The organism is Streptomyces sp. NPDC058691, assembly GCF_042714775.1.
In the GTDB taxonomy this organism is placed as follows: domain Bacteria; phylum Actinomycetota; class Actinomycetes; order Streptomycetales; family Streptomycetaceae; genus Actinacidiphila.
The window spans coordinates 1-25,657 of the sequence record NZ_JBHXSO010000068.1 but is presented as its reverse complement, the minus strand read 5'-3'; the positions used below and the strand labels follow the sequence as shown (position 1 = coordinate 25,657).

Here is a 25,657-nt window from a genome sequence, read left to right as displayed (position 1 = left end):
CGCCGCCCCCCGGGTGCCGGGCGTCGTTTTGTGCGTCCGCCCGGTCGGGAGGGACACTATGACCGTGACCTCAGAGGGCTCGGCGGAATCGTTCTTCCACCATATCGGCGTCTTCGCCGCGGACCACGAGGCCGGCCGGGCCTTCTACACGGCCGCGTTGGCGCCGCTCGGCGTGGTGATCGGCTATGAGACCGACGGTGTCGCCGAGTACTGGCACCCGGACCGCGACACCCCCTCGTTCGCCCTGGAGCGGGCCGACGGGCAGCCCACCCGCGGCGCCCACATCGCGTTCGCCGCGCCCGACCGGGCGGCCGTCGACGCCTTCCACTCCGCCGCGGTCGCCGCCGGGGGGACCTCGCGGCACGGCCCCCGGCACTGGCCCGAATACCGCGCCTACTGCGCTTTCGTCAGCGATCCCGACGGCAACAACATCGAAGCCGTCCACAAGGAGGTGGCTTCCTGATGGCCCCGCGCCTCGTCCTCGTCCGGCACGGACAGACAGAGTGGTCCAAGAGCGGCCAGCACACCGGCCGTACCGACATCCCGCTCACCGAGGAAGGGCGCGAGGCCGCGCGCCTGCTCGGCAAGCGCCTCGCCCGCGCGCCCTGGCACGACTTCCCCGGCGCCCGGGTCCGCACCAGCCCCTTGCAGCGCGCCCGCGAGACCTGCGAGCTGGCCGGCTTCGGCGACCGCGCGGAGCCCTGGGACGCCCTGCGGGAGTGGGATTACGGGGAGTACGAGGGCCGGACCTCGCCGGAGATCCGCGAGGAGCGGCCGGGCTGGGTGATCTGGCGCGACGGCGTCGTCGGCGGCGAGACCTCCTGGCAGGTCGCCAACCGCGCCGACGAGGTCGTGGCCTGGGCCAAGTCGGAGGACAGCGACGCCGTGGTCTTCGCCCACGGCCACTTCCTGCGCACCCTCGCCGCCCGGTGGCTGCGCCTGGACCCGATGCGGGGCATGGTGCTGAGCCTGGCGCCCGCCTCGCTCTCCGTCCTCGGCTGGGAGTACGGCGACCCCGCGATCATCTTCTGGAACGACACCGCGCACATGCAGTGAGGCCAGGCCCGCCCGCCTCGCCCGGACGGTGCTCCCGGCTCAGCGCGCCCACGGCGGGCTGAGCCGCGACCCGTCGGCCAGGGCCGCCTCCAGGCCGGTGCTCGTGGTCACCCACAGCGCGGCGGGCTCGTCCGCAGGGTTCTCCAGGACCAGGGAGCATCCGGCGGGCGCGATGGCCACGTCGCCGGGTGAGAGGTCGTGGCGCTCGCCGTCCAGCGACAGCCGGGGCGTGCCGCCGAGCACCAGGAAGACCTCCTCCCGGCTGATGACGTGCGCGGGACCGGCGGTGCGCGGCGGCACCTCGCCGCGCCAGGCGCAGATCTCGCGGCTGCCGGTGGCGGTCGCGGCGTACGAGACGAAGCGGACGCCGTGCAGGTCGTGCACGAGGGCGTCGGAGGCGCGGACGACGGGCATGGGGACTCCTCACGAGGTACATATGGGCAAGTGGCTTGCGCAAGTTTCTTGCCCATATGCTCAAGCTGCTTGCGCACTGTGTCAAGGTGATTCCCATGAACGACGAAGAGGCCCTGGCCACGGCCCTGGGCGTCAACCTCCTGGCGGCCGCGGGCGCCCTCACCGCCGCCATCCACGACGGTGTCGTCGCCCGCGGCTTCACCGACCTGCGCCCCGCCCACGGCTTCGCCTTCGCCCGCATGGCCGCGGGCGGCGCCACCGTCACCGAGCTCGCCGCGCACCTCGGGGTGACCCGTCAGGGCGCCGGTCAGCTCGTCGACGAACTCGTCGCCAAGGGCTACGCCGAGCGCCGCCCGCACCCCGACGACGCCCGCGCCCGGCTCGTGGTCCTCACCGACCGGGGCCACGCCTGCACCCGCGCCGCCGAGGCCGCCGCCGCCGAGGCCGTCCGCCCCTGGACCTCCTCCCTCGGCCGTGCCCGTCTGCGCGCGCTGGCCGAGGACCTCGCCCGCGTCGCCCCGGGCGGCCCGGTCCGGCCCGCCTGGTGATCCCCGGCCGCGGCGCGCGGTGCGCCGCGGCTCCCGGGCGTACGCTCGCACCCGTGGCAGCAGCACCCGAGGCCGAACCGGTGTATCTCACCTACCAGCGCGGCGCCCTGCACGATCTGCCCGACGACGCGGACGCCTACGACGCCGTGCTCGCGCGCGTCGCCGAGGAGGCGCTCGCCCGGATCACTCCGGACGGCAATCTGGAGCGCCCCGGCTGCGTCCTCGACGTCGGCGACACCTCACTGGGCGTCACCTCGCTGCTGGCGCTGGCCTTCCGGCGATCCGGCGGCGGCCTGGAGCACCTTGCCGAGCCGGTCCGCCGCAGTCTCGACTTCCATCTGCGCGAGCGCGTCTACGTCCACGACAACCCGGGCTACCCCAACCTGCGGGTCCGTGACTCCGGTGTGCCGTACGCCCGTTACTCCCTCGGCGACGGCGAGCACCCCCTCGGGGACTGGCCCAGCACCGTGTGGGCGCTGCTCCAGGCCGTCAACCTCCTCGACGCCGCCGACGGGCTGCTCGGCGCCGCGCACCGCGCCGCCCTCACCGGGCTGGCGCGCGGCTACTGGCGCCGGCTCACCGAGATCACCTGGTTCAACCCCCAGGACGCCACCAACCAGGCCATCGGCTGCGTCGTGGGCGGCCTCATGCTCGCCCGCCACCTGCCCCCGGCGGACGGTGCGGCGGTACGGGCCACCGCCATGGAGCTGTACGGGCGGGAGGTGCGCGCCCGCCGCCTCCCCGACCGGGGCGCGCTGCTGCCCGCGGAGCACGGCGGCGCCTACGACAACAACTACGGCCCGATCTCACTGTCCTTCCTCGCCCAGGCCCACCGGATCAGCGGCGAAGAGGTCTTCCTGGAGGACGGCGACGAGATCGCCCGCTACATCGACGCCCGGCTCTCCTCCTGCGGCTACGACGTCGGCGGCCCCCGCTACAGCGAGCAGCACTGCGGCTTCGAAGCCGTCCTGGGGCTGCGCCACTTCAGCCGCCGCGTCGGCTGCGACCTCGGCCGCTACCTCGGCGACACCCGCTGGGCCCGGCACGCCGCGGGCCCCGACGGCGCCCTCGACGGGCACTTCGCCTTCATGCTGGTCTGGCAGACCCAGGACCCCGCGCGCTGGCACCGCACCCCGCGCGAGGGGGCGGCGCGGCACCAGTTGCGCCACGAGGGCGTCAGCGTCTCCTTCGACGACCGCCTCACGCCCGCCGTCGTCGAGGCGGGGCGCACGGTGCTGCTGCCCGCCGCCGTCGACCGCCGGCACGGCATCGGCCCCGTCGAGGACGGCTTCCTGCTCACCCGGCCGTTCGGCCGCGTGCGCGTGCGGGACGTCACCGCCGCGCCCGGCCTCGCGGCGAAACTGGTCACCAAGCCCGTGGTCACCCGGGGCGGGGACCTGGTCCACACCCGGTCCCTGTACGTCACCGACGGCACGCGCCTCTGGCTCGTCGTCGCCGTCGACCGCCGCCCTGGCGCGCCCTATCTGCTGGCCGGCCTCCCGTACGCCACCGCCCACGGCGACCGCCTCGCCAAGCTCCGGCACGCCGCCGGCGTCGACTTCGCCGCGAAGGGCCTGCGGCACACGACCGACGGCGCGCTCGTCCTCGGCGGCATGGCCGTCGCGGGCGCGGCCGGGCTCCGCCTCACCACGCCGGACTTCCCCGGCACGGACGGCGCCGCCTACTTCAGCAGCGCCACCACGATCGACCTCACCCAGGAGCAGGCGGCCTTCCGTCTCGCCGCCGACCCCCGCGGCTTCGGCAACCCCGACGAGGGCTGGCGTCACATCGCCGCCACCACCGCCGTCGAGGCTCCCGCCGTCCGCAACGGCCCGGACGACCTCCACCTGTTCGCCGTCCGCTACGGCCCGGCCGCCACCGCCGCCGAGCCGTTCACCCCGTCCTTCGGCCGGGCGGGCCCCGATCTCGTCGTGGGGACACGGGAGTTCACCGCCGTGGTCGGCCCGCCCTCGGGTGACCGCGCCGGGGAGCCCACGCTGCACCTGCAAGGCCGCTGAGCCGACGGCTCCCGGTCGTCAGACGGCCTCCCACAGGCACACCAGTGTGCGGTCGGTGTCGGCGCCGGCCGTCCGGAAGCCGGCCTGCTGCAGGAACCCGAGGAGATCGGGGGAGCCAGGGGCCCAGGCGTCGGCGAGGTGCTTCGCGACCTCCGGCCGCCGGATCAGCTCCGCGGTCGCGCCGGTGCAGAGCACCAGCACGTCGCCCGGTCGCGTGTGCACGGACTGATGGCGCAGTTCGCATCCCGCGGGCAGAGCCCGGCCGGCCGGCCAGGCGGTGTCCGGGGCGAGTTCCAGCACCGGGTGCCAGGCCCCGTCGCGCAGGAGGAGCGCCACGCCGGCGCCGGTGCCGAGGACGAGGTGACGGCGGACGGAGGTCTCACCGAGCGGGGAGAGCACCGCCAGCACGTCCGCCGACACATCCCTGGTGTCCGCCTGATGCCGGTGGCCGAGCCGTTCCAGGCTGCTCGCCGTGCCGCGCAGGACCGTGCGCAGCAGATCGGTCACCGCGTCCGAGGACTCCCCTTCCGTCCCTTCCGTCAGCGCGGTGTCCAACGGCTTGGCGAAGGCGTCGAGTTGCGTGCCGAGGGACTCGCACAGCAACTCGGCCGCGGTCCGTGACCACAGGCCCAGCGGATTGCCCGCGGAGACCGCCGACAGCAGCGTGGGACGGGGGAACTCCGGGAGCGTCCGGGTCAGGAAGGCGTCGCGCCGGAAGCGCTGGTCGGCGCGGTGGCGACCGCCCCGCAGGGAGCCGCCCCGTACATGGAGCGAGCCGAGGTCGGCGCCGTCGACCACGGTGTCGTGCACGCCGTCCCGCCCCAGCGCGAGCCCGCCGGGCACGGCGGGCGGGAACGGTCCCGCGCCGAACTCCGGCGCGGGGCCCGCCCGTACGACGCGTTCGGGGCCGGGGACCTCGACGCGGACGATCCGCTCGGGTCCGGGGACCTCGACCTTGACCATGCGTTCCGGCCCCGGGACCTGGACGACGCGTTCGGGGCCGGGGACGTCGACGCGGACGATCCGCTCGGGTCCGGGGACCTCGACCCTGACCATGCGTTCCGGCCCCGGCACCTCCACGGGGGAACGGCGGCGGCGCAGCGCCCACAGCAGCAGCGCGTTGCCGGCGAGGGACACGCTCAGGACGACGTAGACGAGGGTTTCCACCGTGGTTCCTCCTGGAGTGCGCGGAGCGCGAGGGCGGTGAGCGGGGCGCAGGACGCGGCGAGGAAGCGGGTGCGCAACTCCGCCGCGTAGGACGGGTCGAGCAGACGCGCGGCATCCGGCGGGGAGACGTCCGGGACGGGACCGGCCGCGCGGGTGAAGCCCTGACGCGCGGAGCGCAGGGCGGCGGCGTAGCGCTGCCCCGACAGCCCGCGCACCGTGACGTCGGCCGAGGCGGTCCACGGGTGCAGCACCCGGTCGGCGAGCTCGGTCAGGCCCGCGGCGGTGCGCTCGCGCGCGGTCGCGGCCGCCGCCGCGTGGCCGGGGAGCACGGGCACCACGGTGAGGTGCGCGGCCGCCTCGCCGAGGGCGCGTCGGGCCGCCGCGGCCGACCACTCCCGCGACCGCGCCCGCGCGCCCGGCCCCAGCGCGTCCGCGCCCAGGACCACCACCGCCGTGCGGTCCCCGCCCACGGCGGCCAGGGCCGTCGGGAGGATGCCGCGCAGGGCCCGGGGCCGCGCCCCGAGCCGCGTGCCGGACCCCGGTCCGCGCGCGGCCGACTCCAGCGCCTCGTACTCCACCGCCATCAGCACGGCGTGCGCCTGCCGTACGACGCGTTCCGCGGCCCGCGCCGCCCCGCCGAGGGCCGCGGGACCCACGGGTGCGTCCAGCAGTTCATGGCGTACGAGCGGTCCTGCCCGGTGCGCGGGCAGCGCCGTCGCGGCCGCGCCGAGCAGCGCGTTCAGCACCTCGTGGAAGCCTGCGGGCAGCACGTCCGCGCGCACCAGGGCGATCCGGTGGCCCAGGGCGGCCGCGGAGGCCGGATCGCGTCCGACGTCCCGGGCGAGCGCCGGCCGGAGTCCGGCCCGCTCCCCGGTCGGGGTGGCGCCGAGGACCAGGGCCACACCGGCGGCCCAGGACGGCGGCGGGGGTTGCGGCCGGTGCCGGAGCGGGGCGGGCACGTCAGCCGTGCCCGCGCGGGGTCCAGATCACCCGTCCCGGCCGGAGCACGGCCGCGTCCTGACGGGTGATCACATACGGCAGCCGGATCCACCACAGGACCTCCGCGGTGTCGCCCCGCCCGTACACCGTGATCGAGTCCTGGACGAGACTGTCCAGGTTCTCCTTGGTCTGGTAGTTGGCGAAGCCGCCGCGCTGCTCGGCGCCTTCGGCCTTCAGCAGGATGCCCGCCTGCTCGACGGCCTCGCGCCGTCGCCTCTCCCACCAGCTGTCACGCGGTGGCACGGGGTCGGGCACGATCTGGGCGAGGACTTCGTCGAGCTGGACCAGGGCCTCGACATGGGCCTCCCGGCCGGGACCCGCGGCACGGCCGGGCGACTGACGGCGCAGCGTGCGCAGGCATTGGTACAAGCGCTTCTTCCAGCTCCTGACGCGCTGTTCGTCCAGTTGCCGGACCCCTTGGTCCCCCGCCGGCTGGTCGATGAGCGCCAGGCTGCCGCATCCGGTGCGGATGCTCTCGTCGACGACCGTGACGAGTTCCACCGCGCCCGCCACGATCCTGCCCAGCGCCCCGGTCTCCTCGGTGCTCTCCGTGTGGGGTGGCGAGGCGTCCTGCGGATCGGCCGCCGGGGCCACCAGCGCGATCAGCTCGGGCCACAGCGACGGCAGCAAGTCGCCCGCCTGCCCACTGCCGGGGATCGCGACGGCCTGGAGCACGTCGCCGCAGCCGGGCAGCAGCGCGTCCGCCGGGGAACGGGTGCCGAGCGCCTTCTCCAGGTCCCGCAGCGGCGACGCCTCGTCGCCCGGGTTCACCCGGAGCGCGTCCAGCCGCAGTCCCCGCGCCAGCCCTTCCGGGGTGCCGGCGTTCCTGAGCCGTTCCTTGGCCACCTTCGGGTGGAGGCCCGGGAGTTCCGGGTGGAACCGGGCGGGCCGCCGCTCCTCACCGGGCGCCTCGGGCCACCAGGCCTCGGTCAGCATCCTCAGCTCGGCGGGCACCGCGGCGCGGGACGCGCCCCGTCCCGGCGCGCGCGACGGGGCGGGGGCCCGCGGTGCCGGGTCGGCGGGTGCCCCCGGGGTGGCGGCCGGCGCGGGCGACACCTTCGCCGGCCGTTCCCCGGCCGCCGACGCGGAGGGCTGCTCCTCGGGAGCGGCCGTCCTGCCGTACTGGTGCTCCAGGACCGCCAGTTGGAGGTCGTCGAGCCGGCGGCCGAGCTTCACCAGGGCGATGCGGCGGGCGGGGTCCGCCGGGTCCGTGCCGCCGCAGACGTCGTGCAGACTCCGGACGGCGCCGTGCAGCCAGGCCAGCGCGTTCCTCTCGTCCTCCTCGTGCTCCAGCGCCGTCAAGACGTCGGCGAGGTGCTGCGCCGCCCGGCGTACTGCGTCTGCGGAGTCGTCCGGCATGCGGACCGCCTTCCTTGGGTCGGCCGCCCGTCCGGCGTCCGCTCGCGACAGCGGTTCAGTGTTCGCCACTGAAGGGGTTCCAGTCGGGGTAGAGGCTTTCCAGGTCCTGGCGCATGGGCGTGGTGTAGACCGCCCCGGGGTGCTCCTGCACCGCGCGGATGGTCTTGAACGTCAGATACGGGGGCCGGCCGCCGTGCACCCGCAGCCGCCCGCGGCTGTCGAGGCTGAGGAAGTGCTCGGTACCGGACCGCCGGCCGGCCGGCGCGGGGACGCTGCCGAGCGTGTGCGCCTCCCCGTCCTCGTCCACCACCTCGATCACGTACTCGCCGGAACCGGCGAGCGGCGGGAACGGGACCAGCAGCCCCGGCAACGCCTCGCCCGGGGCGCTGCGGTCGTGGTCCGCGTGGAAGGTCTCGGGCAGCCGCTCGGCGAGCGGCCCGCCGTCGTCCTGCCAGGGCCGGACGACCTCGACGGCCTCGGTCCGCTCACCCTGGCGGTTGACCCCGTACAGCCGGACGGTGCCGAGCAGGGCGGTGAGGTGGCCGTCGGCGCCGAACGCCGCGTGCCGGGTGCCGCTGAGCCCGGCCACCCGGCCGTCGGCCGTGCCGACCACGAGGTGCGCCCGGCGGCCGTGGCAGAAGTGGATGCGCGGTTCCAGGCGCTCGTCGATCTCCAACTGCATGCGGATGCCGGGCTTGACGCCCTCCGACAGCCGGCCCCACCACAGGTCCTCGTCCAGCTGCACGTCCTCGGCCAGGGCGGTGCGCAGCACCGAGAAGGACCCCCAGCTCATGCTGACCCGCCCGTTGAGCGGCCGGTGCAGGTCGAGCACCGGACTCGGCGCGCGCCAGCGCGAGCGCACGGCCAGCCGCTCGCCCTCGAGCGACTCGTACGGGGTGCCGACGGTGAAGACCTTCTCCAGGTCGTTGTTGGCGTCCACGAGGCTGAAGTCGCAGGGGAGGGTGGGGCAGATGTCGCCCACCACGATGTCCACCGAACTCGTCCGCGGCGCGCCGCCGGCACCGTCGGCCCACTGGTGCCGGGTGGCGCGGCTGCGGGCGTGCGCCCAGGCCGCGCCGATCGAGGTCGCCTGCTTGGCGAAGGGAGCCTCCACCTCGATGGCGGCCGGGTTGCGGAACAGCGGCTTGTCGTTGGGGAGGCTGCGCGGAGCGATCTCGTCGGCGACGGACTCCCGGGCGACCGGCATGGAGGTGCTGCGCCCGGAGAGGATGATGCGGTCCAGCGCGAGGGAGTCGTCGAGGGCGAAACGGCTCTGGACGAGCTCCACCGCGATGGTGGCGGCCTCCCGGAAGACGGGTGTCGCGAGCCGGTCGAACTGCGCTTTGCCCAGGGTGAGTACCTCCGGGTCGTCGATCTGCTCGACCAGGTCGAGTACATCGGGACCCGAGCCGTCGCCGGTCAGTCCGGAGAGCCACTTGATCACGTCGGGGCGCAGCGCGCGCCAGGAGTCGGCGCCCTCCCTGCCCAGATGGATCTTGGCGTCCTCCGCCGCCGCCCACAGGGCGTAGAAGACCGGGTTCTCCCGGGTGTCCCCCCGTTCCCACCCGGTCGGCAGCACATTGGCCAGCGCGGACCTGACGCTCTCCGGGGCCAGCCTCTTGGGCAGTTCCGAGCCGGACAGATGGGCGAGCACGGCCGCCGCCAGGCTGGGCGGGCCCGCGGAGCCGGTCAGCAGCGACTCGGGGATCAGGTCCAGCAGATGCCGGTAGGTCTCGGATCCCTGCGAGCCGCCCGCCTGGCCGGGGCCCGCCTCCTGGGCCTCGTACGCCTGCCGCACCAGGCGGTCGATGAGCGTGGCCTTGAGCAGGTAGTACACCCTCAGGGTGAGGTAGTCGCCGCCGAGGTCCGGGTGCCCGGTGGAGCCGAGCACCTCCGGGCGCAGCTCGTAGCGACGTCCGCGCGTCCTGGCCTCCTGCGCGGTCAGCTCACCGCTGTAGTCGGTGAGCGTGAGCCCGAGCAGGGCGATGTCGGTGGTGCCGCCGCCGATGTCGATGACCAGCATCGTCTGCTGCCAGGTCGGCCACGGCGTCCCGGGGACGGGACGGGCCGCGGCGCGCAGGGCCTCCACGCCGGAACCGGTGTTCCCGGAGAAGTCCCGCAGCACGAAGAACAGTCCGGCCGCGACCCCCTCGTCGTAGCTGACGAAGACCTGGCTCAGGCCCGCCTTCGACTGCAGCAGGTTCTCCAGCCGCCGCTGCACGTCCGGTGCCGTGGTCGTCGGATAGGTGACGACGATCTCGGTGAGGTGCCGGGGCTCCTGGGTCTGCGGATGACGTGTCCTGGTCTCGGCGGCCTCGATCAGGCGGACGAAGGCCAGCGCGATGAGGTCGTCGGAGTGGTGGGCGACTCCGTCGCCGAGCCGCGGCACGGCAACCCGCGTGGGGCGCCGCAGCATCCGCTTGAGTCCGCGCAGCGATCCGGAGTGCTGGTCGGACAGGTGCAGGGCGCCGTTCCTGACGTTGAGCGCGCTGGGCACCTCGTAGGTGTCCGTGGTCTCCCCGAAGTTGATCCGCTCCAGGCCGAGCCGCTTCAGGGGCGGCACGCGGAAGGCGCGGTTGTAGGCGCGGAAGAGGCGCGGCACCAGCCAGTCGCCGTGGTCCGCGGTGCGGGCCAGTCGCTCCAGCTCCTGGGCCGTGCGCTCGATGAGCCGGCGGTCCGGGCCCTCGCCTCCGACGGTGAGCAGATCGACCAGGTGGGCGCAGGTGCGTTCGTCCCCTGGCCGGTCGGACAGGACCTCCGCCGCGATCTCGTCCGCCGACTTCGACCAGCTCGGGGGCGACGTGTGCCCGGCGTCCCGGCGCAGCGTGGCCGCCAGTTCGACGGCGAGCGCGCGGCCCTGGTCGGGGTCGATGCGCCAGGTGGTGTTCTCCTCGCCGTTGTAGAGGGTCGCGGTCGAGCTGGTGTTGCCGAAGTCCACGGAGGCGAAGTGGACGAAGACCGGACGGTCCCCCACGTGCCGCGGAATGCCCTCCAGCAGCGGCGCCGCGGCGGGCGGTCCGTCCTCGGTGCTGAAGGTGAGCTCAACGGAGGCGAAGTCCTCGCCAGGGGCGCTTTTCTCGTCACGGAACGCCAGCTTCCAGCCGACGGTGACGCGGACGTCGCCTGCGGGCGTGCCGGCCGGCCGCACCACCTCCGCGGGGATGCTGAAGGCCGGGATCACCACCTGGCGCCCGTAGACCGGGTGCTTGCCCGTGAAGGCGCCGCAGACCCAGTTGTTCTCCAGCCACTGGCGCAACGGCGCGGGGCCGCCGCCGGTCTGGACCACGGTCAGGTCCCGCGGGTAGCCCAGCATGGCGTTGACGGAGTCCAGCGCCACCGCGGGCAGGGGATAGCGGCCCTCCTGCTCGACGCTGGTGAACGCCTGGTCGGTGCCGCCCAGCCCGGGCACCGGTTCGAAGGTGATCTGCAGGATGCTCATTTCCCGGCCTCCCAACGGCGCAGGACGGTACGCAGCGACTGCCGGGCGCCGTTCTCCTGCTCCTCGTCCTTCGCGTCGCCGCCGCGGGCGGCCGCGCTGATCATCTGTGCCACCTGGAGCGAGTCGGGCACGGCTTTGGCGTTCTCCTGGACCATGCCGATCATCTGGGCCAGGGCCGCCGCGAGCATGTCGGCGAACGCGGCGGCCGTCTGCTCGTACACCGAGGCGACCAGCCGGTCGCGGAACAGGGCGACGGTGTACTGGCTGCTCTCGGCGTTCCGCCGCTCGGGAGAGGGATCGTCCTCGTACTCGTGGCTCCACGGCAGGACGTGGCCCTCCAGTTGGGGGAAACCGCCGATGGCGCCCTCGGTGCGTGCCTCGGCCCGCCGCCGGGCGCCCCGTTCGGCGGCCGAGGCGAGCGCGGAGGTGCGGGCCAGCACCTTGAGCTGGGTCACCCGGAAGGACGGCGGCACGGCCCGGTCCGGCAGCTCGCCGAACAGGCCCTCCAGCCGTACGGCGGTCTCCTCCTCGGCGAGCCACGCCCCGGACTCCCCGAACGCCTCGTCCTGTTCGGCGGCCCACGACGCCGCCCACAGGGTCAGCTGCTCGAACGCGTCGTCGTACAGCGAGCGCACGGTCTTCTCGTACTGCTCGTGGAAGGCGGCCGTGGTGTCCGCCTGACGCTCCCGGGTACGGCCCTTGAGGTTGTCCAGGAACTCGTGCCGCTCCTCCTCCGGCAGGGCGTAGACCCACTCCGGGACGTCCTCCGGGTCCGCCTTGGGGGCCTTGGCGACCACGCCGTCCTGGAGGGTCGCGTACAGCTCGCCCCACAGCGGCCAGGTGAAGACCTGGGCGACGGCGCGTTCCTCCAGCCGTGCCAGCACCGAAGCGCCGCCGTCCCGGCGGGCCTTGGCCGGGTTGCGCAGCTCGTGCAGACCCGTCATCAGCCGTTCCGCCGCGGTGCGCAACTGCTCGAACCGCTGGATGATCCGGGCGTGTTCCGGGCTGCCGGCGGCGACGCCCCGGGCGCCGGCGCGCACGTCCACGGTGCGCCAGGCCCGGTGGGTGCGCAGGAACTGCTCCTTGATGGTCTGCCGCTTGAGCCGGGCGCCGTGCTCCTCGATGTGGCGGGCCAGCATGCCGCGGAGCGCCAGCAGCCCGCCGTCACGGGCGTACTCGCCGAGCTGGTCCACCCAGTGGTGGCCGGGATCGACGGCGGCGATGCGTCCGGCGAGCCGGCCCCAGGCCAGGCGCTTGCGGCCGAGCGTGGTGATGTCCTCCTCGCTCGGCGAGGTCAGGTCCCGCAGGGTGCAGTCGAGTCCGGTGCCCTCGGTGGTCAGGGCGGTGAACACGGAGAACGGCTGCATCCGGTCGCGCCGCTGGAACAGCAGCTTGGCTGCGTCGGTGCGCAGGGAGTGCAGGTCGTCGGAGTGCTCGGTGACCGCCTCGCCGGTCGCGGGGACGTCGTCTGGCAGGACCGGGACGTCGGCGCAGTCCCACTTGTTGAAGGCGACGAGGATGGAGTCGCGCAGCGCCGCCTGGTCGGGCCGCTGGGCCTCCATCATCCCGTAGAAGCTCGCGGCCAGGTCGGAGCCCATGATGTCGCCGCGTGCCACCACCAGGATCGTCTCGACGTTCTTGAGCTGCGACAGGCACAGGTAGTCGTCCCGCCGGCCGGCCGCCCCCAGGCCGGGGAAGTCCAGCAGCACCGCTCCGCCGTCGTCGGACTCGACGGGCGCCCAGGTGCCGGGACGGACGGAGACGTCCAGATTGATCCTGCGGATGAGGGGGGAGACCAGCCTGCGCCGTTCGATGTCCTTCTGCGGGTCCTTGGCGTCCGACCTCAGGACGCCGGCCAGCACCGCCGCGTCCAGGCGTTCCCGCGCGGGGGAGCGGCCCGGATACGGGGCGCCGGGCTCCTCGGGGCGCCCCATGTCGGCCAGCCCCAGCGCGTTCTCGGTCGGGAGGTCGACCGCGGTGCCGAAGAGCGCCGGTTCGGCACTCAGCACGGCCTCGCTCAGCGCGTGCAGTTCGCGGACCCGGCCGCGTATCTGCTCGTTGTCCTCCGGCCCGGACCACAGCGCGCCGCGGGCCCAGGTGTCGAACCGCTGCCAGGTCCGCGGATCCCGCCAGGCGGGCACCGCGGACGCGGAGCCGCCGGGAGTGGTGAGGGCCGCCAGGAACTCCTGCACGGGACGGCGGTCGACGGCGGGCTTGGACCGCCTCAGATCGTCCGTCAGCTTCTCGGCCATGTAGGTCAGGCAGGCCACCAGCTCCGCCGGGCTCAGCAGTTCCAGGGACGCCCCGGGGGCCAGGGCCGTGGGGACGCCGTCCGGCCCGGGGCGCAGCCGCAGCGCGGTGACCTGGGCCGTGGCGGCCCGGCGGGCGACCGGGAGGAGATCGGGTCTGCCCAGGATCGCGCCGATCACGCTGGACTTGCCGGCGGTGAACTCACCCACCACGCCGATGGTCACCGGGGTGGCGGCGACGGTCTCCAACTCGTTCGTCTGCTGTCCGGCGTTGGTGAAGTCGTCCACGGCGTCGTCGGGGATGTCCGGCCAGTCCCTGACGGCCTGGCGGACCTCCCGGACGAATCGCAGCGCCTGTGCCGGGTCGTCCCATGTCACCTGCGGTCTCCTCAACGGTCGTGCGCGGCGCCGGAGTCCCGGGCGGGCGGTCCGGCGGTGGGTCGTGGGCGGGGGCGCGCCGGCTCCGGGGCGGCGCTCACGCGTTGTAGAAGAAGACCTCCATGCGCAACGCCCCGGAGGCGCCGCTCAGGTCGATGTAGCCGCGGTAGAAGGCGGAGGCGCGGGGCAGCAGCCGGTGGCGGCCCCGCACGATCGCCTCCGCCGCCGCGTCGGCGTACCGGGAACTGAGGTCGGAGTTCGCCGTGCAGGCGGCGCATCCGCCGTCCGAGCCCCAGACGAAGATCATCGCCCCGCGGCGCTTCTCCCCGGCGAGCACCCGGTCCACCTCCTCGTTGATCCGGCGTCGCGCCGCGTCCCGGGCGTCCCCGGAGCCGCGCAGGCCGTCGGCCACGTCCTGGCTGACGAGCAGTTTCAGGCGCTTGCTGACCGGGTCCATGCCGGTCCTGCTTCGTGCCGAGGCCGAGGCCGAGGCCGACGCTGACGGGGACGCCGTGGCCGACGCCTTGGCGGAGGGCTCGGCGGAGGCCCTCGCGGCCGGTGAGGACTCCGGCGCCGCCGGTCCGACGTTCTGGATGGTCTGGCCGCCCAGCACGATCAGCACCAGGACGAGCAACAGGTCGGCGAACAGCCATCCGGCGAGGTGGGTCACCCCTGGGCCCTTCATGCGGCGCCGTCCGATCCGCCGTCCTGAGCCGCGTGGCCATGGGGCCGGCGCAGGAGCACCGTGCCGCCTGGTGGCGGCGGTTCCTCCCCGTCGGCGACGAGGACGTCTCCTGGCGGCGGCCGGTCCGCGGGGCCCGCGGGGACGGCGTCGGCGGGGGGTTCCTGCCGGGGGAGCGCGTGACGGCCGGGAGCGGGGGACGGATGGCCGGCGTCCCCGCCCGGCCCGTGGTCGTGGACCGCCGCGCCGGCCGGGCGCCGGAGGGCGCCGACCGTCCCCTCGAGCCTGCCGACCGCCTCGGTCAACCCGGCCAGGGCGCTCTCCACGCCGCCGCCGGCCTCGTGGAACCGCCTGCTGAGCTCGACGGCCGCGGTGGCGATGGCGAGTTCATAGGTGCGGGCGATCCGGTCGGCGCCCTCTCCGAGCGTGTACTCCAGCCACTCCGACAGACCGCCCCCGGCCGCGCCGAGCCGGGTGCTGGAGCGGTCGAGCGCGGCCGCGGCGACCCGTACCTCGTCCAGCAGCCGGGTCAGCGAGGCGCCCGCCTGGGCCGAGGCGTTGCCGACCAGACGGCCGCCCTGCTGCGCGGCCAGTTCGAGCGCCTTCTCGACCTGGCCGCCGATGTCCGTCATGCGCTGCGTGGCGGCGTCGGACAGGGCGGCGACCGTGCGGACCGCCTCGTCGCCGAGCGCCGTGATCCGCTGTGCCGAGACCTCCGACGCCCGCCGGATGTCGTCGGCGGTCGCGCCCGCCGCGTCTGCCAGTTCCGTGCGGGCCCGCTCGATGTCCTCCTTGACCAGCCGGCCCATCGCCTCCGCGGCCACGATGGTGCGTTCGGTCGTCGCGGCCATGCGGTCGCCCGAACCGTCCAGCCGGGCCGCGGCGGTGTCGAGCGCGGCCGCCGCGGAGGAGAGCTTCTCGATGTCCTGCTGGGCGGTGCGCAGCAGCGCGGCCGTGGTGTCGGCGACCCTGCGGCTCTCGGAGTGGGTGCGGTTCGCCGCCTCCAGCAGCGTGGTGAGGCGCGCGGCGGCTCCGCTCAGCTCGGCGGCGAACCTGGCGGGTGTCTCCAACCGCAGCGGGAGCAGATGGAGTTGGGTCTCCGTGAGCAGGGGCTGCAGCCGGGCGGCCGCCTCCTGCGCGTCTCGTTCCGCGGCCCCCTCCAGGCCGCGGCGCGTCAGGCCGGCCGCGAGTGTCGCCACGATCAGCAGACCGAGGGAGGCGATGGTCCACCACACCTGCGCGCCGAAGGTGAAGGCTCCGCTCAGATGGCCGCCGAAACCGTCCTGCCACAGGTCGAGGAAGGTGCGGCCGTCGGCGATGCGCCGTCCCTCGCCGGTGGAGCGCAGTTCCTGGTAGGCGTGGGTCGCCCGGCTCAGCCCGTACCAGGTGACCACCAGGGGGAGGAAGACCAGCAGGGAGGGGAGCAGGCCGAGCACGGTGCGCACACGCGCCTCGCGTGCCGACGGGCCCGGCGCCCGGTACGTCTCGGGCCGGCCGAACAGTGTGAACAGGTCGAGCTGCGCCCAGGCTTCGGCGTTCGCTTCCGGGACGGGCCCGCAGACGTCGCCGTGCGCGCTCCCCGCCGGCGGCACCGTGGCGGGGTCCGGGGGTGTCCGGCCCGCCTGCCGGTCGACGGCGGCGGCAAGGCCCCACAGCCCGGATCTGTGGACGGTCAGGGCGGGCAGCAGAGCCGCGGCCCGAAGCCGGTCGCCGAGACTTTTCGGCAGCTTGGTGTGACGCACAGTATTGTCCCCCCGGCCAACGAGGCCGGTATGCGCCCATTGGTGCCTCGCTGAGGGGACAAATATGAAGGCGCCGTGGAGGACAAGGCAAGGCAAAGACCGAAAAAGCCCTTTAATGCCCAGAGTTGCCCATGTGTCGGAACAGTGACCCGGCCGGCGGTGGCAGGGAGACGACTCCGAGCGCGGAGCCTGCCCGCCGGACCGCGGCGGCCCGCCGCTTCGGAGGGTGGGGGAGCGGCAGGATGGCTAGCATGCGGAGGAGAACGTGATCGCGCGCGAAGGAGGCGGCACCACCATGGCGGACGACCGTACGATCCCCGGTATCGACCCCACGTCCAAGCCGAGCGGCGAGGGCTGCGCCGGCTGCGGCGCGGGCGAGGGGCCGGGCTGGTGGCTGCACCTGCGCCGTTGCGCCGAGTGCGGGCGGATCGGCTGCTGCGACTCCTCGCCGTCCCAGCACGCCACGCGGCACGCCCGTGACGCGGGCCACCCGTTCCTCACCAGCTTCGAGCCCGGTGAGGACTGGTTCTGGAACGTCGAGACGGAGGAGTACTACGACGGTCCCGCCCTGCCCCCGCCGACCTCGCGCCCGGAAAGCCAGCCGTCACCGGGCCCGTCCGGCCAGGTGCCCGAGGACTGGCAGCAGCAACTGCACTGACGCCGCGGGCGCGCCGGTGGGGCAGCGGCGGCGGTGTTACGCCGTCTCCTCCAGTCGCACCCGTGCCAGCTGCCGCGACTGCGCCACGAGACGGCCCGCCGAGTCCCAGACCTCGGCGTCCTCCTCCATGTAGCCGTCGGCGAAGTTGCGCGTGGAGTGCTTCAGCCGCAGCCAGCCCGGCGCGGGCCGGGCCCGGATGTGGGCGGTCAGTTCCAGGGTGGGGGCCCAGCCCCTGATACCCAGGTCGAAGCTGACCGGCGGGAGCGTGTCGACGGCCAGCAGCAGCATCAGCGGGTCCGGCTCGCGGCCGTCGGGCAGTCGCAGCCAGCCCTGGATCAGCCCGCGCCCGGACGGCGCCCCGACCGCCCAGCCGACCGTGTCCGGGTCCAGCCGCAGCTCGACCCGGTCCAGCATCGGCGCGATCTTCAGGAAGTCGGGCGGCGCCATGTCGGTGCCGGCGCACCGCTCAGGCGGCGGCATCTGCGGAGGTGTCGCGGAGGTCCGCACGTCACCCGCGTGGTCGTGGCCGTCCAGGTCGCCGTAGGTGGCGATGGCGCGCAGCCGCTCCTGTCCGTCCTGCACGACGGACGCCGTGCCGGTGGAGACCGTGCGGCCGCGGCGCAGCGTCTCGGTGCGGACGGTGACCGGGCCGGGGAGTGAGGTCGACAGGTAGTACGCGCTGATCGAGAACGGGTCGCGGTGTCCCCGCTCGCCCCCGCCGAGTTCCGCGGCGAGCGCCCGTCCGGCGAGTGCCAGCAGCAGGCCGCCGTTGATGCCCATGCCGATCCGCCAGCCCTCGTGGAGCTCGGCGTCGTGGAGCGAGGGCTCGCCCGGGCGGGGGGTCAGCGCGGTCTCGCGGTCGAAACCGTAGGTCTGCGTCATCGTCAGCGTCCCTTGAGGTCGAACGAGGTGAACAGCGCGTCCAGCGCCGCGTCGACGGACGCCGCGCCGGTCGCGAGGGCGAGGGAGCCCCACAACCAGAGTTGCACCAGGCCGTGCAGTCCCGACCACAGTGCGCCGGTGAGCGCGCGGGGGTCGGCCGCCGGATGCCAGCCGTCCGTCTGCGCGGCCCGCACGAGCACGAGGAGCTCGTCGAAGGCCGACAGGCTCACCCGGCTCAGCTCCCTGTCCCGGGGGTCGAGCAGATCGTGCCGGAACATCAGCGTGAACATGGCGGGTTGCCCGAGCGCGTAGTGCACGTACCCGCGGGCCCCGGCCCGCAGCCGCGCCCTCGCCGACGCGTCGTCGGCGCAGTCCCGTACGGCGGCCTCCGCCGAGGCGTTGAGCTCCCGGAACCCGGCCGTCGCGACGGCCGACAGCAGCGCCGCGCGGTGCGGGAAGTGCTTGAGCGGCGCGCCGTGCGACACATCGGCCCGGCGCGCGATCGCCCGCAGGGTCAGCCCCTCAACGCCCTCCTCGTCGAGCACGGCGAGGGCGGCGCCGAGCAGGCGGGAACGGGGGTCGGTCGGCATGGTAGACAGTGTCCACCGCGCGGTGGACACTGTCTACCCCCCCCCGTACCGCGCCCCCACCCCTGGTATGGATTCGGCGACGGGAACCGACCGGCGCAGGGGGCGCAACCCCGCCGGCCGGCCCCGAGCGCGTGCACGCCGGAGGGGCGGGTCAGCCCCGGCCGGCCGCCGGCGCGGGCAGGGCGATGCGCTCCTCGCCGGCGTACACGTTCATGGACGCGCCGCGGAGGAAGCCGACGAGGGTCAGGCCCGATTCGGCGGCGAGATCGACGGCGAGGGAGGAGGGGGCCGAGACGGCGGCCAGGACGGGGATGCCGGCCATGACCGCCTTCTGGGCGAGCTCGAAGGACGCGCGGCCGGAGACCATGAGGACCTTCCCGGCGAGTGGGAGCAGGCCCTGCTGGAGGGCGCGTCCCACGATCTTGTCGACGGCGTTGTGGCGGCCGACGTCCTCGCGTACGTCCAGCAGCTCGCCGTCGGCCGTGAACAGCGCGGCGGCGTGCAGGCCGCCGGTCCGGTCGAAGACCTGCTGGGCCGCGCGCAGCCGGTCGGGGAGCGCGGACAGCAGGGCCGGTTCGAGCCGGAGCGGGGAGACGTCGGTGATGGGCCAGCGCGCGGTCGTGCGGACCGCGTCCAGGCTGGCCTTGCCGCACAGGCCGCAGGAGGACGTCGTGTAGACGTTCCGCTCCAGCGTGATGTCGGGGACGGGGACACCGGGCGCGAGCCGCACGTCGACGATGTTGTAGGTGTTCGACCCGTCGACCGTGGCGCCCGCGCAGTAGACGATGTTCGCCAGTTCCTCGGCGCTGCCCAGCACGCCCTCGCTGACCAGGAATCCGGCCGCCAGGGCGAAGTCGTCGCCCGGGGTGCGCATCGTGATGGCGAGCGGCTTGCCGTTCAGCCGAATCTCCAGCGGCTCCTCGGCGACCAGGGTGTCCGCCCGGTGGTCGATGGCGCCGTCCCTGATCCGCAGTACGCGGCGCCGTTCGGTGACCCGTCCCATGTCGATCAGTCCCGGTTCTGTCCGTGCGGGCGGCCGATTCGGCCCTTGGTACGAAGGTTGCCACGCGAACGTGCGGTGCCGCGCGGCGTGGTCGCCGCCGACCGTTCGGTAGATTGTCTACAGCATCCCAGTAAAGGGTCAAGAGCCGTGCACGTAGGGAGCGGGGATCAGAACACGTCCACGACGCTGCCGACCATCAAGTAGAGGGCTCCGGCGAACAGCGCGAGGGCGAGCAGGCCCAGGCCCGTGACGCCCGCGAGCCGGGCGTACCAGCCGGTGCCCGAGACCACCTCGGGGTGGTCCGGGTCGTACGTGATCTCCACGCGCTGCGCGTCTCCCTCGACCCTGCGGCCGCTGCCCCGGTAGTCGTGGACGACCCCCTTGAGGTCGGTGAAGCGGTAGACGGTCACCGCCGAGGCCTCGCTGTCGGCGGGCTGCTCCTTACGGTCGAAGGCGGCGATCACGGTGATACCGCGCCGGCGCAGGGCCAGGCCCTTGCCCAGCTCGGAGACGCATCCGGCCAGCGCGCCGAAGCCGATGAAGGCAGGCAGGATGGCGAGCCCCCACCGGAGCGCCCCCTCGCCGTCCACAAGCCGCCAGATGAGACCCGCCAGCCAGCCGAGTATCAGGACCAGGGCCGCGAACCCCCCGACGGCATCGGCCGTGCTCGCCTCCTCGGCGGGCTTCGCGTCCTTCACGGGCCGGGACCGGGTGGAGGTCACCTCCACCAGGGCCTCGCCGTCCTGCCGGGGCTCGTCGGCGTCGCGCGCGGGGAGCGCGGCGTTGACGGCCGCGGTGAACGCCGTCACGGCACGGGAGTTGTGGTGCGTGACGGAGTGCACGGTCGCGGGGCCGCCCGCGGTGGTGAGGACGATCTCCGCGGTGCTGCCCTGCGGGCCGGCCGCACGGACCTCCTCGATCGCGGCCACCGGAATGCGGCGCCGCACATGTCCTTCGCTCAGCAGTACGTCGTCCCCACGGAAGCGGGCGGCCACGCCGCGCCCTCGCAGGACCAACTCCGGTTGCTCGGCGGCGGATACGTCGCTCGTCACGACATCACTGTAGGGGGCACTCGCGGGCCGCGGAACAGCGTCGCGGCCATGGTTTGACGCGCGGTGCCGGAGCTGGGTACAACCGTGCGAATCTACTGTGTCGTACGCCGACAGGGGCTGTGACTCGTGAGCACCACGGACGCCGATCAGGGGACCCAGCCCCCGGTCACCACCTGCTACCGCCACACCAAGCGCGAGTCGTATGTCCGTTGCACGCGCTGCGACCGCTACATATGCCCGGACTGCATGCGGGAGGCGTCCGTCGGCCACCAGTGCCCCGACTGCGTCCGCGAGGGCAACCGCGGCGTCCGCGAGGCCCGCACGGCCTTCGGCGGCAGGATCGCGACCTCGGGCGTGCCCGCGGTGACCTACGCGCTGATCGCGCTGAACATCGCCATGTACGTGGGCGAGTTGCTGCATCCGGGCATCGTCGACCGGCTGAGCGCCCTCGGCCAGAGCCTGCTGGGGCCCGACGGGCACAGGTACGTCTTCGACGGCGCGGTGCCCCCCGGTTTCCAGGCGATCGGCATCGCCCACGGCGAGTGGTACCGCCTCATCACCTCGGCGTTCCTCCATCTCCTGCCGAACGCGGGCGTCTTCGGGATCGCCCACATCCTGTTCAACATGTCCTCGCTCTGGACGCTCGGCCGCGTCGTCGAAGCCCAGCTCGGGCGCGTCCGCTACCTCGCGCTCTATCTCCTGTCCGCCGTGGGCGGCTCCGTGATGCAGTACCTGATCGCACCTGGCGTGGGGGCGGTGGGCGCGTCGGGCGCGATCTTCGGGCTCGGTGCGGCGTACTACGTCCTCAGCCGCCGGCTGCACTACGACCCCCTCGGCGGGCGGCAACTGCTCACCGGGCTCCTGGTCTGGATGCTCGTGTCCGCGGCTGTCACCTCCTGGCAGGGCCACCTCGGCGGCCTGCTCGCGGGGGGCGCGGTCGGACTCGCCTTCGCTTATGCCCCCGCCCGGCACCGGACCCTCGTCCAGGCGGCGGGCGCCGTCGCGATGCTGGCCCTACTGGTGGTACTGGTGATGGTGAAGACCTCCCAACTCACCGGCGCCGCATAGAGGGGAAGGCCGCTGGGTCTTCGAGGTGTGAAGAGGGTCACGCGCCGGGGCGGTGTCCCGGGCAGGCCCTGCGCCCGGTAGACTGTAGACGAAAGCCAATCATCCCCGGAAAGGTTGGGGGCCGAGATGCTGTCCACTGGGCTGTCGCAGGGATCAGTGCCCAAACTGGAGCGTCCAGGGCCCCTGCGCGAGCGGGTGTACGAGGCGCTGCTCGAACTCATCATCACCCGGGCGCTGAGCCCCGGTCAGCATCTGGTGGAGACCGAACTGGCCGGCCACCTCGGGGTCTCCCGCCAGCCCGTGCGCGAGGCGCTCCAGCGGCTGAACACCGAGGGGTGGGTGGATCTGCGCCCGGCCCAGGGGGCGTTCGTCCACGAGCCGACCGAGGAGGAGGCCGACCAGCTCCTCGTCGTCCGCGCGCTGCTGGAGACCGAGGCCGCCCGCCTGGCCGCCGCCAACGCCACCGCCGAGGGGCTGGAGCGGCTGGACGAGCTGTGCGCGACGGGGGAGGCCGCGGTCGCGGCGGACGACGTGGACGCGGTGGTGGCGGCGAACGCCGCCCTCCACGCGTACGTGATGGAGCTGGCCGGCAACGCGGTACTGGCCGAGCTCTCCCGGCAGGTCGACCGGCGGGTGCGCTGGTACTACACCCCGGTCGCCCGGCAGCGCGGCCCGCAGTCCTGGATCGAGCACCGTGAGCTGATCGGGGCCATCGCCGAGGGCGACGCCGGGCGGGCGAGCGAGATCATGCGCGCCCACACCGAGCAGACCAGGAACTCCTACCACGCCCGCGCCGACAAGGGCTGAGCGCCGCCCGCCGGGCAGGCCGCCGGATCAGAACAGCGCATTGCCCTCGAAGTAGCCGAGCCGCTCCCGGTAGAGCTCCATGTTGAGGCCGTTCGGGTCGCGGATGTAGAGGCTGTTGTCCACTCCCCGGTCCGGCCCGAGGTAGTCGGTGCCGGCCGCGTCCAGGCGTGCCTTCGCGGCGTCGAACTGCTCCGCCGTCACCGACAGCGCCAGATGCTGCAGACCGCCGATGGTCTCGTGGTGCTCGGGGTGCTCATGGCCGGGGAAGTCGAAGAAGCCCAGCAGGTTCCCGTGGCCGATGTCGAAGAAGAAGTGGCTGGAGCCCGCGTAGTCGCGGTTCTCCACCAGCTCCACCAGCGGGAAGCCCAGGAACTCCTGGTAGAAGCGGATGGTCTCCTCCACGTCGCGGCAGATGAACGCCACGTGGTGCACCCCCGCCGCCGCCGTCGCCGGTCGCTTGCCGGGCTCGCGCAGATACGTCGTGCGCAGCTCCTCCCGTCGCGCCCGTACGGCTTCCAGTTCCTTGCCCTGTGGCTGACCCATGTCCGTCCTGCCTTCCAACCCCGTGGATAATCCAGTGCGCCGGAACATATACCCGATTACCCTCCGGGCATGGTGACCCTCGACCGAGTGGCGGCGTTCGCCCTGGTATCGCTGCTGCTGGTGCTCATCCCCGGCCCCAGCGTGCTCTTCGTCATCGGCCGCGCGCTGGCCCACGGCCGCCGCGTCGCGCTGACCTCCGTCGCCGGCAACACGCTGGGCTCGTACGTCCTCGTCCTGGCGGTCGCGTTCGGTGTCGGCCCGGTCGTGGAACGGTCGGCGCTGCTGTTCGCCGCCCTGAAGCTCGCGGGCGCCGCGTACCTGGTGTACCTGGGGGTGAAGGCGCTGCGGCACCGCAAGGCGCTCAGCATGGCCGCCGGGGAGGCGGGGGCGGCGCGCGGCGCGCTGCGCACGCTGGCCGAGGGCTTCGTGGTCGGGGTGTCCAACCCCAAGACGATGGTGTTCTACGCGGCCGTGCTGCCGCAGTTCGTGGATCGCGCCGCCGGGCACGTCAGCGCGCAGATGCTGCTGCTCGGCCTGGTCTTCAACGTCATCGCGCTGGCCTCCGACAGCACCATGGGCCTGGTGGCCTCCGCGGCCCGCTCCTGGTTCGCGCGCTCGCCGCGCCGGCTGTCGATGGTCGGCGGCGCGGGGGGCCTGGCCATGATCGGTCTGGGTGTGACGGTCGCCGCGACGGGGCGTACCGACTGATCACCGCGCCGCTGGATAGGCTGGGCGGATGGACGACGGACACGCGGACGACGCGGCGGCGCTGGAGCGCCTGCGCTACCTGCGCGGCAGTATCGACAACCTGGACGCGGCCCTGGTCCACCTTCTCGCGGAGCGTTTCAAGGCGACGCAGCAGGTGGGCGAGTTGAAGGCCGCGTACGACATGCCGCCCGCCGATCCGCGGCGCGAGGCCGAGCAGATCGCGCGGCTGCGGCAGATGGCCGAGGAGGCGCACCTCGACCCGGCCTTCGCGGAGAAGTTCCTCAAATTCATTGTCGAAGAGGTCATCCGGCATCACAAGGCGATCGCCGCCGACCGCTCCGGATGACCTCCGCGTGGGCCTCAGCCGTGAGGTTCCACGGCTGAGGCTCCCGTCATGCCGCAGTGCTCACCGGCTGTCGAGCCGGCATCTCAGACCATCTCCCGGCTGATGGGCTGCGGGTTCGGCCGGATGTCCTTGGCGCGGGGACGGCCCGGCTGCCGCAGCAGCAGTGAGAGACCACCGGTGAACAGGCCGATGCAGCCGGCCAGGATGAAGGCGCCGCCATAACCCCAGGCGTCCACGACGATCTTGCCGACGCCTGCCCCGACCAGGCCGGAGACCAGCTTGGAGCTGTAGACCAGGCCGTAGTTGGAGGCGTTGTTGTTCTCACCGAAGTAGTCCGCGGTCATCGCGGCGAACAACGGGAAGATCGCGCCGCCGCCGAAGCCCGAGACCATCGACGCCAGCAGGAACAGCGGCAAGCTGCCCATCGAGCCGGAGAAGTAGACCGCGAACTGCGCCAGGCCCAGCACCACGCAGACGAAGGTCAGCGTCTGCCGCCGCCCGTACCGGTCGGATATCCAGCCGATGACACCGCGGCCGGTGCCGTTGACGATCGCCTTCAGGCTCATGGCGAGGGCCACGATGCCGCCCGCGAAGCCCATCTCGTCACCGAAGTCGACCTGGAACGAGATACCGAAGATGTTCACGCCCGCCGTGCAGAGCAGACAGAACCACATCAGCGGCAGGACACCGGTCTTGACGGCCTCCATCGGGGTGTACTGCTTGACCGCCGGCGGGTTCTTCTCCAGCGCCCGGCGAATCCGGGGGTCGTCGGAGACCGCGAGCGGGTCGATGTGCGCGGGCCACCAGTTCTTCGGCGGGTCCTTGAAGAAGAAGCCGCTGACCGCGACGGCGAGCGCCAGGCCGACACCCACCACGACCAGGATGTTCCCGTAGTTCCCCAGGTCCATGTAGTTCTTGAACAGGAAGATGAAGGGCACCGACCCGTAGGCGAAACCGCCGTTGACGAAGCCGGTCTTGCCGCCCTTGCGCTCCGGGTACCACTTGCCGACCATGTTGATGCAGGTGGCGTAGACGAAACCGGCGCCGCCACCGCCGAAGAAGCCGAAGCCCAGGTACGCCCAGAAGACATTGGGCGCGTGGGCCAGCGACAGGTAGCCGACGAGGGTGCCGGCCGCGCCCAGCACCATCGCCGCGCGTGCCGACAGTGTGCCGTTCTCCCGCATCTTGCCGGCCGGGAAGGCCACCGCCGCCTGGAAGAGGATCCAGACGCCGAGCAGCCAGAAGATGTGCGCGCCGTGCCAGTTGTGCGCGCCGGCGAGGGTGTCCTCGGCGGAGGTGAACGCGTACTCCGAGGAGCTGATGGCCATCATGGCGACCCACGGCAGGATCACCATGGTCCACCGGGGCCGCCCCATGATCTGCCGGTCGGTCTCGCCGATCCGGTACGTGCGGCCGTTGCGGTCCGTCACCTCCGTGTAGGAAATCGGTGGTTGAGACGATGTTGATGACGCCATTGTCGTTCCCCTTGCCTCGTAAGAGCCGGGCCAGCGCCCCCTGGACGGTTCTCTTGTGGTGCTTCCGGGGCGGGAGGTCCGGCCGCGCTTGTCGCGGGACCGGTGCCGCCCCTTGTGCTCCGCTCGCAAGCGGGAGCGACTGCCCGGTACGACGCCGTCCGGGCAGGATCAGTGGCGGGCCGAGTGCTCGGCCCGCACGCGGCGGATGCGCCGCGCTCGCGGAGGGACGTGCTCGCGTCCCGTCCGCCTAGGGCGGCGTACCGCCGGTGACGTGTCCGGCGACGGGTGCCGCCCGCGCCTGCGTCGGCCTGGTTCCTGCGCTCATCACGGTTCCCATGGGTCAGATCACGCCTTGTGCCTTGAGGAGGGGCAACTCGTTTTCGTTGAGGCCGAGTTCGTGGTGGTAGATGTCGTGGTTGTGTTCGCCGAGGAGGGGTGAGCGGTGGATGGTGGTGGGTGAGTCGGAGAGTTTGA

23 protein-coding genes are annotated in these 25,657 nt (G+C 73.5%); 9 read left to right on the top strand and 14 right to left on the bottom strand.

From position 1 onward, the window contains the following. Positions 1–58 precede the first annotated feature (58 nt). Both ACFWVC_RS33450 and ACFWVC_RS33445 read left to right on the top strand, forming a co-directional pair. Positions 59–463 (top strand): VOC family protein, encoded by a 405-nt coding sequence (locus ACFWVC_RS33450; protein WP_384296492.1) that lies wholly within the window; start codon positions 59–61, stop codon positions 461–463. Beyond that, positions 463–1,056, top strand: a complete 594-nt coding sequence (locus tag ACFWVC_RS33445; RefSeq protein ID WP_384296490.1) for a histidine phosphatase family protein — start codon at positions 463–465, stop codon at positions 1,054–1,056. The genes ACFWVC_RS33450 and ACFWVC_RS33445 overlap by 1 nt, the downstream gene beginning before the upstream one ends. A 39-nt stretch (positions 1,057–1,095) precedes the next feature. Here the strand turns inward: ACFWVC_RS33445 and ACFWVC_RS33440 are convergent, their stop codons facing one another. Beyond that, positions 1,096–1,470, bottom strand: coding sequence for a cupin domain-containing protein (locus ACFWVC_RS33440; protein ID WP_384296488.1), 375 nt, complete (start codon positions 1,468–1,470; stop codon positions 1,096–1,098). Positions 1,471–1,565: 95 nt separating this feature from the next. On the opposite strand from ACFWVC_RS33440, the gene ACFWVC_RS33435 reads away from it, so the two are divergent. Both ACFWVC_RS33435 and ACFWVC_RS33430 read left to right on the top strand, forming a co-directional pair. Continuing rightward, entirely contained in the window at positions 1,566–2,018 is a 453-nt protein-coding gene (locus ACFWVC_RS33435) for a MarR family winged helix-turn-helix transcriptional regulator (RefSeq protein WP_384296486.1), read from the top strand. Positions 2,019–2,098: 80 nt separating this feature from the next. Then, positions 2,099–4,036: a hypothetical protein gene (locus tag ACFWVC_RS33430; protein ID WP_384296532.1), complete on the top strand. Its 1,938-nt coding sequence runs from the start codon at positions 2,099–2,101 to the stop codon at positions 4,034–4,036. An 18-nt stretch (positions 4,037–4,054) separates the two neighbouring features. Here the strand turns inward: ACFWVC_RS33430 and ACFWVC_RS33425 are convergent, their stop codons facing one another. The 7 genes from ACFWVC_RS33425 to ACFWVC_RS33395 form a co-directional block, all read right to left on the bottom strand. Then, positions 4,055–5,203, bottom strand: coding sequence for a protein phosphatase 2C domain-containing protein (locus ACFWVC_RS33425; RefSeq protein ID WP_384296484.1), 1,149 nt, complete (start codon positions 5,201–5,203; stop codon positions 4,055–4,057). Further along, on the bottom strand, positions 5,176–6,162 hold the full coding sequence (locus ACFWVC_RS33420) for a hypothetical protein (RefSeq protein WP_384296482.1): 987 nt from the start codon (positions 6,160–6,162) through the stop codon (positions 5,176–5,178). Before ACFWVC_RS33420 ends, ACFWVC_RS33425 begins: the two co-directional genes overlap by 28 nt. 1 nt (position 6,163) lies before the next feature. Continuing rightward, positions 6,164–7,561, bottom strand: coding sequence for a hypothetical protein (locus ACFWVC_RS33415; protein ID WP_384296480.1), 1,398 nt, complete (start codon positions 7,559–7,561; stop codon positions 6,164–6,166). Between the two features lie 55 nt (positions 7,562–7,616). Continuing rightward, positions 7,617–11,000 carry a hypothetical protein gene (locus ACFWVC_RS33410; RefSeq protein ID WP_384296478.1) on the bottom strand — a complete coding sequence of 1,128 codons (3,384 nt, stop codon included), beginning with the start codon at positions 10,998–11,000 and terminating at the stop codon, positions 7,617–7,619. Continuing rightward, complete coding sequence (locus ACFWVC_RS33405; RefSeq protein ID WP_384296476.1) at positions 10,997–13,627, bottom strand: dynamin family protein; 2,631 nt, start codon at positions 13,625–13,627, stop codon at positions 10,997–10,999. The genes ACFWVC_RS33410 and ACFWVC_RS33405 overlap by 4 nt, the downstream gene beginning before the upstream one ends. A gap of 97 nt (positions 13,628–13,724) precedes the next feature. Next, positions 13,725–14,297 (bottom strand): hypothetical protein, encoded by a 573-nt coding sequence (locus ACFWVC_RS33400; protein ID WP_384296474.1) that lies wholly within the window; start codon positions 14,295–14,297, stop codon positions 13,725–13,727. Between the two features lie 11 nt (positions 14,298–14,308). After that, positions 14,309–16,051: a hypothetical protein gene (locus ACFWVC_RS33395; protein WP_384296472.1), complete on the bottom strand. Its 1,743-nt coding sequence runs from the start codon at positions 16,049–16,051 to the stop codon at positions 14,309–14,311. A 295-nt stretch (positions 16,052–16,346) separates the two neighbouring features. On the opposite strand from ACFWVC_RS33395, the gene ACFWVC_RS33390 reads away from it, so the two are divergent. Then, complete coding sequence (locus tag ACFWVC_RS33390; RefSeq protein WP_384296470.1) at positions 16,347–16,709, top strand: UBP-type zinc finger domain-containing protein; 363 nt, start codon at positions 16,347–16,349, stop codon at positions 16,707–16,709. 36 nt (positions 16,710–16,745) lie between these two features. On the opposite strand, the gene ACFWVC_RS33385 is transcribed toward ACFWVC_RS33390, so the two are convergent. The 4 genes from ACFWVC_RS33385 to ACFWVC_RS33370 all read right to left on the bottom strand — a co-directional run bounded on the left by ACFWVC_RS33385 (position 16,746) and on the right by ACFWVC_RS33370 (position 20,236). Beyond that, positions 16,746–17,591, bottom strand: coding sequence for a thioesterase family protein (locus tag ACFWVC_RS33385; RefSeq protein ID WP_384296468.1), 846 nt, complete (start codon positions 17,589–17,591; stop codon positions 16,746–16,748). Between the two features lie 2 nt (positions 17,592–17,593). Continuing rightward, positions 17,594–18,181, bottom strand: coding sequence for a TetR/AcrR family transcriptional regulator (locus ACFWVC_RS33380; protein WP_384296466.1), 588 nt, complete (start codon positions 18,179–18,181; stop codon positions 17,594–17,596). A gap of 151 nt (positions 18,182–18,332) precedes the next feature. Beyond that, positions 18,333–19,184 carry a formate dehydrogenase accessory sulfurtransferase FdhD gene (fdhD, locus tag ACFWVC_RS33375; RefSeq protein ID WP_384296462.1) on the bottom strand — a complete coding sequence of 284 codons (852 nt, stop codon included), beginning with the start codon at positions 19,182–19,184 and terminating at the stop codon, positions 18,333–18,335. 167 nt (positions 19,185–19,351) lie between these two features. Then, the gene (locus ACFWVC_RS33370; RefSeq protein ID WP_384296459.1) at positions 19,352–20,236 is read right to left on the bottom strand and encodes a hypothetical protein; all 885 of its coding nucleotides are present in this window, start codon (positions 20,234–20,236) and stop codon (positions 19,352–19,354) included. A gap of 126 nt (positions 20,237–20,362) precedes the next feature. Between ACFWVC_RS33370 and ACFWVC_RS33365 the strand changes: the two genes are divergently transcribed. Beyond that, complete coding sequence (locus ACFWVC_RS33365; protein ID WP_384296455.1) at positions 20,363–21,304, top strand: rhomboid family intramembrane serine protease; 942 nt, start codon at positions 20,363–20,365, stop codon at positions 21,302–21,304. A gap of 126 nt (positions 21,305–21,430) precedes the next feature. Then, positions 21,431–22,111: a GntR family transcriptional regulator gene (locus tag ACFWVC_RS33360; RefSeq protein WP_384296452.1), complete on the top strand. Its 681-nt coding sequence runs from the start codon at positions 21,431–21,433 to the stop codon at positions 22,109–22,111. A 27-nt stretch (positions 22,112–22,138) separates the two neighbouring features. On the opposite strand, the gene ACFWVC_RS33355 is transcribed toward ACFWVC_RS33360, so the two are convergent. Then, on the bottom strand, positions 22,139–22,654 hold the full coding sequence (locus ACFWVC_RS33355) for a VOC family protein (protein ID WP_384296449.1): 516 nt from the start codon (positions 22,652–22,654) through the stop codon (positions 22,139–22,141). A gap of 69 nt (positions 22,655–22,723) precedes the next feature. Between ACFWVC_RS33355 and ACFWVC_RS33350 the strand changes: the two genes are divergently transcribed. Next, entirely contained in the window at positions 22,724–23,362 is a 639-nt protein-coding gene (locus ACFWVC_RS33350; RefSeq protein WP_384296446.1) for a LysE family translocator, read from the top strand. Between the two features lie 28 nt (positions 23,363–23,390). Further along, on the top strand, positions 23,391–23,708 hold the full coding sequence (locus ACFWVC_RS33345) for a chorismate mutase (RefSeq protein WP_384296442.1): 318 nt from the start codon (positions 23,391–23,393) through the stop codon (positions 23,706–23,708). 83 nt (positions 23,709–23,791) lie between these two features. Here ACFWVC_RS33345 and ACFWVC_RS33340 read toward each other — a convergent pair whose 3' ends face one another. After that, positions 23,792–25,183: an OFA family MFS transporter gene (locus tag ACFWVC_RS33340; RefSeq protein ID WP_384296439.1), complete on the bottom strand. Its 1,392-nt coding sequence runs from the start codon at positions 25,181–25,183 to the stop codon at positions 23,792–23,794. Between the last annotated feature and the right edge of the window lie 474 nt (positions 25,184–25,657).